Here is a 12,859-nt window from a genome sequence, read left to right as displayed (position 1 = left end):
GCTCACAACCAGGACGCCTCACTGACGAGGCGCCCCGGAGCATTTAGTGCATGCAGCCTTTACGCGAAGGTAATTCCCGAAGCCGAGAGATTATCCAGACCCACGCCCACCAGCGTTACGGCGTAATCGCCAATCTTGAGCACAGTGTCGTTGCCGGCCTGGGTCGCGTGCTGGGCGTAGTCATAACCCTGCCCCGCGCCCTGGACGCCCATGAACACCAGTTTGTCGCTGCCCTGGTAGCCATTGATCGCGTCGAAGCCGAAGGCGCCGCTGAACAGGAAGGTGTTGTTGCCGCCCCCCGAGGCCTGCATCACGTCATTGCCCGCGCCACCGACGAAGGTCACGTGGTTTTTGTCGCTGCGCAGCAGGTCGTCACCAGCGTTGCCGAACAGCCAGTCACCGTCGACACTGGCCACCAGCGTGTTGCCATTCCCATCCCCATAGCCATCGCCATTGAGCGAGTGGTTGTAGTGGGTCAGTTCGGTGCCGTTGAGCAAACCGTTGGCGGTGACGTTGTAGGTCACCTCCTTGCTGCCCCACCACGAGCCCGATTCCTTGCTCACCAGCGCGCCAATATCGCGGGTCAGGCTGATGCCGCCGTAGGCGTCGCGCACGTACAGCGTGCCGTCGCCATCGTTGGCAAAGCTGAAGTTCTGCAACGGCTTCTGCAGCTCGAAGGTGTTGCTGCCCTTGCCGCCCAGCAGCAGGTTGTAGCCACCGTCATCGCGGAACCGGTCGTTACCGTCTCGGCCTTCGATGAAGTCATTGCCCGCGCCGCCCTTGAGCCAGTCATTACTGTCAGTGCCGATGATGAAGGTGCTGCCGGTGTGCGGCTCGCCGCTACGGCCCAGGTCCTCGACCCAGATGCTGCCTCGGGACGATTCCGACAGGTTCGACACGATCAGCGTCGAGTCTTTGTCGGTGAGGTCGTAGAAGCGCGAGTCGATCACCCGGTTCAAGCCGTCGGCATAGCCCAACGAACCGTGGGCCGACCAGTTCAACGGATTGAGAATGCTGAATGGCACCAGGTTCTGCGCGGTGGAGGCGTATTGGTCATTGAAGTTGACGATGTTGTTGGTCGCCGACGCCTGATGACCGTCGTGCTTGCCCAGCGAGCCACTGCTGAAGGTGGTGCCGTCGAGCACTCGAAACACCGGGTCATTCTCATAGCCGATGTTCAGCACGTTATTGCCGGTGGCGCTTTGGGTCGGCGAGGCGAAGGCGATGTAGTTGGCGTCCTTGAAAAAACCGCCCCAATTATTGCCGCTCAACTCCGCCAGGCTGTTGACCCCTAACCCGCCAAGGCTATGCCCGCTGACCAGCACGTCCTTGGCACTCAAGCCGTGGGCGATGGCGAACGCGGCGACGTCCTTGAGCAAAGTGTCGAAGGCGTTTTTCGCGTAGTTCGTCGCGTAATCCACCGGACCGACCGCGGCCAGCAGGTTGTTTTTCATGTCGCCGAAGGTGTCGCTGTACCCCAGGCCACCGGTACCACGGAAGGCGATACCGATGCCGATCAGCTTGCCTGCCCCGTCGTATTTTCCGAGCACTTCGGCTTCGGCGCTGGTGAAGCCGTCCTTCTCGCCATAGAAAGTGCCTTGCGCCCCGACGTTGCCCTGATAGCCCAACGCTGCCGCGCCAATCGGCGCCCAAGCAGTTGCCGGCAGTGGCTGGCCGGTTGGCGTGTACGCGTAGAGCGTCAGCGCGATCGCGTCGGAGTACAGCGCTTTGCCGGCTTCACTGCCGGCATTTTTGTAATCAAACAGTCCCATGTGCTTGCTTCCTTTGCATCAAATCAGAACTGCCAGTCCAGGGTCAGGCCCACGCCGTGGTCTTTTTCCCGGGAGCCGAGCAGCCCGTTGTAATCCAGGCTCAAACGGGTATCGCGGCCCAGCGCCAATCCGGCACGGGCACCGACCACCGCGGCATTGCGGTCCATGGACACGCTTTGCACGCTGAACGCGGTGTTGCCGTTGACGAAGGCCAAGTGGTCTTCGGAACGGGTGTTGCTCAGGTTGTGCTGCCAGCCGAGCGTGCCGGACAGTTCCAGCTGTCGCTGGTCGGACAGCGCAATGGCTTTGCTCGCCCGCAAGCCAAGGGTCGAAAGCACCACGTCGCGGTTGTTTTCACCGCCCTTGAGTGCGGCGGCGTCACCTTTTTCGCTGAAGCTTTCAGTGTTCAAGTGCACGTAGGCCAGATTGACGAATGGCTCCAGAGCGATCGGTTGCAGATCCAGGCGATACGCCGCTTCGGTGAACAGTTGCGCGGAGGTCGCATCGCGTTTGGATTTCTGCTTGCCGCTGACACCGTTAAATTGCAGGTCACGTTTGACGTCGATGCGATGCCAGCTGTAAGCGCCACCGACGCTCAGGCGCAACGCGTCGATTTCATGGCCCAGGTACGCACCCAAGTGGTAGCTGTCGACCGAGGCCGACGAATGTGTGCCATCGCCCATGCTCAATGAACTGTCGCTATAACCGGTGACGAAACCCAGTCGGGTTTCTTCAGTGATCAAGCCATCGACACCGGCCAGCAGCCCGCCGATGGAGCTGTTGGAACTGGCGTTGTCATGCCCGCCATCGCTCTTGCCCCAGGCGCCGAGCACTTTGAGCCAGGCGTTGCTGCGGTCATCGGTGGGTGCCCCGGCGTCGAACAAATCATGCTCACGCAGACGCTCGCCGACCGCATCGCGCAGGTAACGACTGTCGTTGATCAGCAGCGTGCCGATTGCCGGATGAATCTCACCGGAGAGTTGCTGGAACGCTTGTTGTGCGACAGCGGCGGTCGGCGACAGCAGCAAGGTTTCGTAGAGCGGATTGCCTGCGCCCAATTGCTCGGCGGCAGCGGCCACGGCGCGTTGGTTCGGGGTTTGGCCAACGCCGGTGAAGGAGGTCGCATTGCGCACCACCGCCAGTTGAATGCCGCCAGCCGAGTAATCGAGAGTGCCGCCGAGGAACAGGTAGTCCGGCACCACCGCACCGAAGCGCCCTTCGATCCCACCGGCCGCTTGCAGAATGTTGTACTGATTGCCGAGCAGGGATTTCGCTTCGCTGGTGGTCAGCAATGTCGGGCTGTTTTCCAGGGACAGGCTGACGGTTGCGCCCTCGATGATCGCCTTGCCGCCGGCAATGATCTGGTCGCTGCTGGTGGGCGACAGCTCTACGGCGTAGGTCGAGCCAGGCTCGAAAGTCACGTCGCCCGCCACCTGCAAGGTGCCGATGGAGTTGCCAGGCGCCACGGTACCGCCGCTTTTCGCGGTCAGCGCCGCGATGCTGCCGTTACCGCCGAGGATCCCGCTGTCATTGACGGTGACGGCTGACAGCAGCGAACCGTTGATCGCCAATCGGCCCTGATTGACCAGGGTCGGGCCGGCGTAGGTGTTGGCGCCGGTCAGCACCAGCGTGCCGATGCCCTGCTTGGTCAGGCCGCCATGGCCGGAAATGTCGTTGCGCCAGACGTCGAGCCCGCAATGCACGTCATTGCATAAGCGCTCGGTGGGTTTGCCGGCGTCGATGATCGCGCCGATGCCCGGCAAGTCCGCGACAAACTGGCTGGAGCCGTAGGCGCCGTCGATGCGGAATTCCTCGGGAATGTCCTGCTCGGTCACGAACATCGCCGGGCCATCGATGCCTTTGCGCAGGTTGATCATGCCCCAGCCGTACAGCGAGTCGACGCCGGGTGCGCCGAGGTCGGTGGCGGTGGTGCGCAGCACGCTGGCGACTTGCGCGCCGGTCATGTACGGGAAGCGTTCCATCAATACCGCCACCGCGCCTGCAACGTGCGGCGCCGCCATGGAGGTGCCGTTGTAATTGGCGTAGCCGGTGGTCAGATCATCGGCATTGGTGCCGCTGATGATCGAGCTGTAGATGCGGCTGCCCGGTGCCGACACGCAGAAACTCGCGGTGTAGCCGCAGCGTGACGAAAACGTACTGATGTTGTAAGGGTCGGGGCTGCTGGTATCCGGATTTCTCTGCAACGCGGCGACGGTCATCCAGTTCGGCGCGATCTCCGGGACGAAGTAACCGAGGCCGGCGATGGCGTCCGGGTTGTTGAGGTTGTAGTCGTTGCCGGCGGCGAAGATCGTCACGATGCCACTGCGGGCCGCCGCGATGGCGCCGTCGTAGGCACCACCGGGTTTGGTCCCGAGCAAGGTCTGGATCTCGTTGAACTGCAGTTGCGCGTCTTGCACGGTGAAGTGCGGGTACGCCGGGTCGCGGCCACCGAGGTCGAAGCGATCCGTGATGCCGATGCCCCAGCTGTTGTTGATGATTCGCGCGCCGCTGGCGATCAGGGCATCCCAACCGGCCTTGTACACTGCGCCGTCGTTGCCGCGAATAATGCCGTCTTCCGGGCCCGGGTCGCCGTTGTCGGCGCTGATGATTTGCGCACCAAAGGCGACGCCGTGCATCGGCCCGCCATCGCGACTGCCCGCAGCGATCCCGCCAACGTGGGTGCCGTGGGCACCGAGTTTGCCGTTGGAGCCCACCGAGGGCGAACCGTCATACAGAAAGGCATCCCCTGCTTTGACCGGAATATACGGGTCGGTATATTCGCGGATGCCGCTGGTGACCAGCGTGATCACTTTATTGGCCCCGGAAAACTCCGGGTGCAAGGCGTAAACCGGTTGATCGAAAATCCCCAGCTTCACGCCTTTACCGGTGTAACCGGCGGCGTAGGCCTCCTGAGCATTGATCGCCCCCAGCCCCCAATCGGCGTTGAACTCTGTGTTGCGCCAGCTATCGGGATCGCCTGTCCTGCCGTTTTCCACGTAGGGCGCCGCGTGTGCGGTGCCCAGGGTGGCCAATGCGCAGAGCAAGGCAAGGTTGTTGTACTTGTTATTCATCGAGCTACCGTCCTTAGTTGTGTTGCAAAAATCCTTGTGGCCAGGGGGCAAGCCTCAATTCCTGTCAGTTACGGTTTTTAGAGAGAAACATCGCACCTGTGGCGAGGGAGCTTGCTCCCGCTGGGGCGCGTAGCGGCCCCGAATCTGCCACCGCGCAGACCCAGTCAGAACACAGGCGCCTGTTTTGCGACTGCTTCGCAGCCGAGCGGGAGCAAGCTCCCTCGCCACAATGGATCTTCAGCGTCCAAATCTCCGTCAACTGACTGGTATTAGGGCAGGCCTTCTTGCCATAACCAGTGTTTAGCGCATTAAAACTGCCAATTGAGACTCAGCCCGACGCCGTGGCTCTTCTCGCGGCTGGCCAGTTGGCCGGTGTAATCGAGGTTCAACCGAACATCCCGGCTCAAGGCCAGGCTGGCATGGGCGCCCACCAGCGCTGCATCGCGAACCAGTGGCGAGCTTTGCACCACGAACGGAGTGCCACCGCTGGCGAACGCCAGGTGTTCCTCGGAATCGGTGTGGCTCAGGTTGTGTTGCCAGCCGAGGCTGCCGCTCAGGTCCAGTTGTTGCTGACCGGACAGCGTCACTGTTTTCAGTGCGCGTACGCCCAGGGTGCTGAGCACCGCGTCACGCCGGTCGCCGCTGCTTTTGAGCGCCGCGGCGTCACCTTTTTCGGTGAAGCCCTCAGTGTCGAGGTGCACGTAAGTCAGGTTGGCGAATGGCTCCAAGGCCAGTGCTTGCAGGTTCAAGCGATAAGCCGCTTCGCCGAACACCTGGGTGGTCCCGGCATCGACCTTGGCTTTCTGTTTGGCGCTGACGTCGCCGTATTGCAGGTCACGTTTGACGTCGGCTCGATGCCAGCTGTAGGCACCGCCGGCACTCAAACGCCAGGCGCCCAGTTCATGGCCGGCATAGGCGCCCAGGTGATAGCTATCGACTTGTGCTGATGAATGAGTTTCGGAGCCCATGCTGACCGAGCTGTCGCTATAACCGGCGACCAGGCCGACACGGGTTTCGTCATCGACAGCGCCATCGACACCGGCCAACAAACCGCCAATCGACGTGGTGTAGCCGGCGGTATCGTGACTGTCATCGGTCTTGCCCCAGGCGCCCAATGCCTTGATCCAGCCGTTGTTTCGGGAACTGTTGGCGTTGTTGAGACGCTCACCCACTGCGTCGCGCAGATAACGGCTGTCATTGATCAACACCGAGCCCAGCGCCGGGTAGATTTCCCCCGACAACTGCTGGAAGGCCTGTTGCGCCGAACTCGCGGTCGGCGACAGCAGCAGGCTTTCGTAGACGGCGTTACCCGCGCCAAGCCCTTCCACAACCGCCGCGACGGAACGCTGATTCGGCGTTTGGCCGACGCTGGCGAAGGTCGTGGCGTTGCGCTCAATACTCAGCTGAATACCAGTCGCGGCGTAATCGAGGCTGCCGCCGATGAACAGATAATTGGGCAGCACCGCGCCGAACTGGCCTTCAATGCCGTCGGCCGCTTGCAGGATGTTGTACTGATGGCCCAGCAGGCTTTGCACTTGTTGGGTGCTGAGCAAGGTCGGGCTGTTTTCCAGGGACAGGCTCACGGTGGCGCCGCTGATCGTGGCCGTACCGCCGGCAATAATCTGGTCGCTGCGGGTGGGTGACAGTTCGACGGCATAAGTCGAACCCGCTGCAAACGTCACATCGCCGCTGACGTGCAACGTACCGATGGAATTACCGGGCGCCACGGTGCCGCCGGCATTGGCGGTCAACGCAGCGATTCGTCCGTTACCGCCGAGGGTGCCGCTGTCATTGACAGTCACCGCCGACGTCAGCGAGCCGTTCACCGCCAGCAAACCGCCGTTGACCGTGGTCGGGCCGCGATAAGTGTTGTCACCGGTCAGCATCAACCGCCCGGCACCGGACTTGATCAGGCTGCCTTCGTAGATTCGATTGGCGGCGGCGGAATCACGAGCCATGCCCACCGCGTAATCGGTTTGATCCTGCTGACTGGCGCCGGCCGCGATACCGTTCTCCCAGCCCTTGTCCTTCAACGTCTGTTGCCAGGCGCTGCGTTCGGCGGTGTCTTCGGCTTGACGCTGAATCAACGCCTTGTCGGTAATGCCGTTGCTCCAGACATCGCTTTGCCCTGCCCCCAGATTGGCGTCGAACGACCCGAGCAATTGCCCCGGCCCGCGCATCGCCCGTTCGAGGTTGGCCACCCCCCAACCGATGCGCGTACTCGGTGCCTCGGTGATCGAACCGTCGAGCTGGGTCGCGGTGGTCAGCAATACCTCCAGCGCCTGCTGATTGCTCATGTACGGATAGCGTTCCATCACCAGCGCCAGTGCCCCGGTGGCATGCGGTGCGGCCATGGAGGTGCCGGACTTGATCGCGTAACCGCCACCGGGAATGGTGCTGTCGACCTTCGCGCCCGGCGTGGTGATACACCAATATTTGGCGATCCCGCACTGGTTGTATTTCTGCTGATTGCTTTGATCCAGCCCCGACACGGCCAGCCAGTGGCCCTCCAGGTCTGGCTGAAAATACGGCAAGGCCGAACGCACGCTGGCATTCGGGTAGCCGCTGTTGCCGGCGCTGAACACGTTGATCACGCCGCGCCGCGAAACGTCGGCGGCGGCATCGAGCCAGGTGACTTTGTTCCAGTGCTGGGAGTAGGCAGCGTGCAGATCGTCGAGGGTTCGGTAGCTGACATCCCGCGGTTGGCTGCCCCAGCTGTTGTTGATCGCGCGTACACCGGCATCTGCCAGGGCGTTATAGACTGCGGTGAAGTAGCGCGGGTCGGGGCTGGGGCCGAACAGGAAACTGTCGTTCTTGTTGGTGTTGCCGACGTAGATTTGCGCGTTGTACGCCACGCCGTGCATGCCAGTGCCATCCCGGGAAGCGCCCATGGTGCCGGTGACGTGGGTGCCGTGAGAGTCGTTGTTGGTGTTGAGCGTGCCGTCGACGTTAAATGCTGAGCCGTCGACATAGCTGCCGCTGGCCGTCACCGCGTGATAACGGTCTGCGGCAAATTCGGGATGGCTGGAATCGAAACCGGAATCCAGTGCGCCGATTTTCACGCCCTTGCCGGTGATGCCGGCGGCATAGGCTTGATCGGCCTGCATGCGCGCCAGTCCCCAATCGCGCTGGAACTCTGCCGAGCGCCAACTGGTGGGGTCGCCGAGGGTGCCGGTTTCCAGGTAAAGCGCCTGGGCTGGGCCTGGTACTGATGAAATCAGGAGCAATAGCGTGCCGACCGACATCGGCTTGATCTGTACGTCCATGTGCATGACATCTCGCTTTTCTTGTTTTTGTAGGAGCTGCCGCAGGCTGCGATCTTTTAGCGTCAGCAAGACGCCGCAAAAGATCAAAAGCTCAAAAGATCGCAGCCTTCGGCAGCTCCTACGGGGATATGCGATCTTCCTTGGTCTTACTGGGTCCTTGGGCCCTGGCCGAAGGCCTCATCCACCTTGGCCAAGTCCTGGTCGCTCAAGGTTCCGGCGTAGTAATGCAATTTGGTCCAGGCCATCAAATAGTCGTAGCGCGCCTGGGCCAGATCCCGGCGGGTGGTAAACAGTTGTTGTTCGGCGTTCAGCGCATCGAGGTTGACCCGTTCGCCGCCCAAAATGCTTTGCTTGGTCGACACCACCAGCGCTTCGGCCGACACCAATGCCTTCTGATAAGCCCGCAATTTATTGACCCCCGACAGGCAGGCGCTGAACTGGCGGCGCAACTGGATCAAGGTTTCCCGGGTCTTGCCATCCAGTTCGTACTCGGCCTGTTCCATGGTGCGGCTGGCCTGCCGGGTCGAGGCCGAGACCCCACCACCGGCATACAGCGGCACATTGACTTCAATGCCGATGGTGTTGGTGTCATAACGCTGGTTATAGGTGTTGCCGCTTTCCGATTCGTTCTGGCGCACCGAGGCATAGGCGCTGACTTTTGGCAGATGACCGGCGCGGTTGCGTTCCACTTCGTAGCGCGCCACTTCCACCGCCTGGCGCTGGGAGGCCAGGTTCGGGTTATTGGCCACCGCCATCTCGTGCCAGGTGTCGTAATTGGCCGGTTGCAGGGTGAAGGTCTGGAAGTTCTGATCCAGTGGCGTCAGGTCGCTAATGTCGATGGCCGGCACGCCAATCAGTGCGCCCAGCTCACGCAAGGATGCATCCTGTTCATCCCGCGCCTCGATTTCCTCGGCGGTCGCCAGTTCATAACGTGACTCGGCTTCGAGGATATCGGTGCGCGTGCCTTCGCCTTGGCGGAACATCTGCTCGTTCTGCTGAAACTGCTGCTCAAAGGCTTTTTTCTTGGCCCGCGCGATGTCGATCTGGTCCTGAGCGAACAGTGCCTTGGTGTAATTCTCCAGCACGCGAACCAGCAGTTCCTGGCTCTTGCCGCGAAAGTTTTCGTCAGCGAACAGCGATTGCGCCACGCCTTTGCGGTACGCCGCATAAGCCTCGTAATCGAGCAGCGGCTGTTGCAGGGTCAAGGTCGAGCCGTAACTGCTGTAGTTGCGGTCCTCGGTGAAGTCTGGTCTCCCCTCATTAATTTGAGTGACCTTGGAGGTGTTACGCCCCTTGTTGTAGTTGTAACCGATCCTGGGTAGCAGCCCGGCGCGGCCGATGGCGCGGTTTTCAAGGCCCGCGTCACGCTCCTTGATGGCGCCGAGAAACACCGGATCATTGCGTAACGCTTGCTCATAAATGTCGAACGGCCCCATGGCCATCGCGCTGTTGCACGTCAGCAACGCCAGGGTCGCTGCGAGCAGGGAAAGCTTATTCATACAGCCGAACATCCTTATTCCTCGGTCAACGCGGAGCCTGCCCGGTCGAGCAGCGGTTTGAACAAATAGTTGAGGAGTGAACGTTCACCGGTACGCACGAACATTTCCGCCGGCATGCCCGGCTTGATCACCAGACCGTTGAGTTTTTCCATGGCTTGGTCACTGACGCTGCTGCGCAGCACGTAGTACGGCACACCGGTTTTCTCATCGACCATCTGGTCGGCGGAGATCAGGCTGACTTCGCCGGGGACTCGCGGGGTACGGCTCTGGTTGAACGCGGTGAACAGAATGTCCACCGGCAAGTGCGTGCCGACCTTGTCGATCAGGTTGATCGGCAAGTGCCCTTCCACTTCCAGGCGGGTACCTTGCGGGACGATCTCCAGCAGCGTGTCGCCCTGACGCACCACCGCGCCTTCGGTGTGAACCCCAAGGTTGACGGCGATGCCGTCGGCGGTGGCGATGATTTCGCTGTGTTGCAGGTCGAAGCCGGCGGAAGTCAGTTGCTCTTCCAGGGTCACGCTTTTGAGTTGCGCGTCGGCCAGTTGGCTGCGGACTTCCTTCTGGTATTCCTCGCTGTGCTGTTGCAGTTTCAGCCGGGACTCAAGGATGCCCTGCTCCACCTGGCCGCTTTCGCCGGTGTTTTCTGCCAGCTGTTGCTGCACTTGCGACAACTGACGCTGGTAATCCATCAAGCGGTTGCGCGGGATGTAGCCGTTGTCCGCCAAGGGCTGAAGATTGCTCAGCTGTTGTTGCAGGGAACTGGCCTGGGCCGTCAGGTCGGTGCGCGCACGGCGCATGCCGGCCAGTTGCGCGCTGGCGCCTTCGATGTTCGCGCGCAGGGCCGCTTGCTCACGGGAAAAGGCTTCGCGACGGCTGCTGAATAATTGCCGTTGGCCTTCAAGCACCAGGGCCAGGCGCGGGTCAGGATCGTTGCTCAGTTCGGCGGGGAAACTCACCTGCTTGAGATTGTCCCGTTCGCTCTGCCAGCGCGCCAGGCTCGCCCACGCCATGCGGTACTGCGCTTGCAGCGATTGCACGTCGGCCGCGACCTGAGTCTGGTCGAGACGGAACAACGGCTGGCCTTGCTTCACCACCTGCCCTTCGCGCACCAGAATCTGGCTGACCACACCGCTGCTCATCGATTGCACGGCTTTGCGCTTGCCCGAGACCACCACGGTTCCCTGCACCGGAATGCCTTGATCGAGCGGCGCGAGGCTCGCCCAGGTGAAAAAACTGCCGGCACCGACAATCGCCAGAATCCAGCCCATCCGGGCGAAGAAACGTGCGTCGCGCTCAGGGCGTTCAGCGATGTAGTCGTGTTCCATCGTCGCTTCGCTGTCGTCGTTCATGCGTGTGCTGCTCATACACCCGAATTCCTTGTCGTGGGCTGATACTGCCGGCTCATGCTGAGCCCGCCCGGTGCCTGCGCAGGTTTTTCACGTTGCTGTTCCTGGGCGCCTGACGGGTTACCGGCAAGCGCCTTGAGCACCTCCTGGCTTGGGCCGAAGGCCTGCAAGCGACCTTCGTTGAGCACCAGCAATTTGTCGGCCTGGGCCAGGGCCGAAGAGCGATGGGTAACCAGAATCACGCTGGTGCCCTGGACTTTCATTTGCGCGATAGCGCCGGCCAATGCCGCTTCGCCGACAGTGTCGAGGTTGGAGTTCGGTTCATCCAGCACCACCAGACTCGGGTGGCCATACAGCGCACGAGCCAGGGCCACACGTTGTTTCTGGCCGCCGGACAAACCGCTGCCGTCCTCGCCCAGCACGGTGTCGTAGCCCTGCGGCATGCGCAGAATCAGTTCATGAACGCCGGCCTGTTGCGCGGCTTCGACGACTTTTTGCGGATCCGCCTCACGGAATCGGGCGATGTTCTCGGCGATGCTGCCGCTGAACAGTTCGATGTCCTGGGGCAGATAACCGATGTAAGGGCCGAGGTCGTCGCGGTTCCAGCGATGAATGTCCGCGCCATCGAGCCGCACCGTGCCACCGAGCGCCGGCCAGACGCCGACCAGCACTCGGGCCAGGGTCGATTTACCCGAGCCGGAAGCGCCGAGCACGCCCAGCACTTCCCCGGCGCCCAGGTTGAAATTGACCATGTGCAAGGTCGCTGCCCGTTGCCCCGGCGGGCCGGCGCTGACTTGCTCGAAGGTGATCTGGCCTTTCGGCGCCGGCAGCGCCATGGCCTCGTCAGTCGGCGGGTAGGCTTGCAGCAAGGCGTCGAGACGGCGGTAAGCGAGTTTTGCGCCGCTCCACTGTTTCCATACAGCGATCAACTGATCGATGGGGCTCAGTACCCGGCCCATCAAGATGGAACCGGCGATCATCATCCCGGCGGTCATGTCACCCTGAATCACCAGCAAGGCGCCCAGCCCCAGCACCAGGGATTGCAGGCACAGGCGCAGGGTTTTGCTCAGGGAGCTAATAACGGCGCCGGTGTCACTGGCCTGATTCTGCAAGCCGAGAAAACGCGAATGCACTTGAAACCAGCGCTTGCGCAAGACACCGAGCATGCCCATGGCCTGAATGGTTTCGGCGTTATGCAGGTGACTGGTGGCCAGTTGGCTGGATCTTTGGGAAAACCCCGCGGCTTCGCCCAAGGGCTTTTTGGTCATGGCCTCGTTGAGGCAGGCCAGCCCGATCAGCAGTACCGCGCCCGCGGTGGCCAATACGCCGAGCCAGACGTTGAACAGAAAGATCACAAACAGATACACCGGAAACCACGGTGCGTCGAAGAAGGCAAACAGCGCCGGGCCGGTGACGAATTGGCGAATATGGGTCAAGTCGCCCAGGGATTGCCCCGCGTTGCCCTCGCCCTTGAACAGGTTGCGCTCGAAAGCGGCTTGATACACCCGCAGGTTGAAGCGGCGCTCCAGTTGGCTGCCGATACGGATGACAATGAAGCTGCGCACGATCTCCAGCAAACCGATAAAAGCGAAGAACCCGACCACCATCAACGACAACATTGCCAAGGTAGTTTCGTTTTGCGAAGACAGTACCCGGTCATAGACCTGCAGCATATAAATCGACGGGACCAACATCAGCACATTAATCAGTGCGGTAAAACACCCGACGCTGATCAGGATGCTCTTATAGTCGCCCAGTGCCTTGAATAACGGTGCGGTGGCCGGGCTCTTCGCCATCTTCATTGGTTTTTCCTGAGGTATTAATCCTCGCCTTACTTGACGAGGTTCCAATTAACTGTCCGCACATGGGTCGAGACATTCTTTTGCCGGTGACCGCTTACACACT

At 61.5% G+C, this 12,859-nt stretch carries 6 protein-coding genes; all 6 read right to left on the bottom strand.

What is annotated here, in order from left to right:
* Positions 1-59: 59 nt before the first annotated feature.
* Positions 60-1,772, bottom strand: a complete 1,713-nt coding sequence (locus ACZ89R_RS02360) for a polyurethane esterase (protein ID WP_429546840.1) — start codon at positions 1,770-1,772, stop codon at positions 60-62.
* Positions 1,773-1,795: 23 nt separating this feature from the next.
* Positions 1,796-4,843, bottom strand: a complete 3,048-nt coding sequence (locus ACZ89R_RS02355) for an autotransporter domain-containing protein (protein WP_429546841.1) — start codon at positions 4,841-4,843, stop codon at positions 1,796-1,798.
* A gap of 308 nt (positions 4,844-5,151) precedes the next feature.
* A complete protein-coding gene (eprS, locus tag ACZ89R_RS02350; RefSeq protein ID WP_429547920.1) occupies positions 5,152-8,109 on the bottom strand; it encodes an autotransporter serine peptidase EprS in 2,958 nt (985 codons plus the stop codon).
* A 146-nt stretch (positions 8,110-8,255) separates the two neighbouring features.
* Positions 8,256-9,620, bottom strand: a complete 1,365-nt coding sequence (locus ACZ89R_RS02345) for a TolC family outer membrane protein (protein WP_429546842.1) — start codon at positions 9,618-9,620, stop codon at positions 8,256-8,258.
* 2 nt (positions 9,621-9,622) lie between these two features.
* Entirely contained in the window at positions 9,623-10,972 is a 1,350-nt protein-coding gene (locus ACZ89R_RS02340) for an HlyD family type I secretion periplasmic adaptor subunit (protein ID WP_429546843.1), read from the bottom strand.
* Entirely contained in the window at positions 10,969-12,756 is a 1,788-nt protein-coding gene (locus tag ACZ89R_RS02335; protein ID WP_429546844.1) for a type I secretion system permease/ATPase, read from the bottom strand. The genes ACZ89R_RS02340 and ACZ89R_RS02335 overlap by 4 nt, the downstream gene beginning before the upstream one ends.
* Positions 12,757-12,859 lie beyond the last annotated feature (103 nt).

The organism is Pseudomonas sp. TE3728, from assembly GCF_056279145.1.
This window is presented reverse-complemented; position numbering and strand designations above follow the sequence as displayed.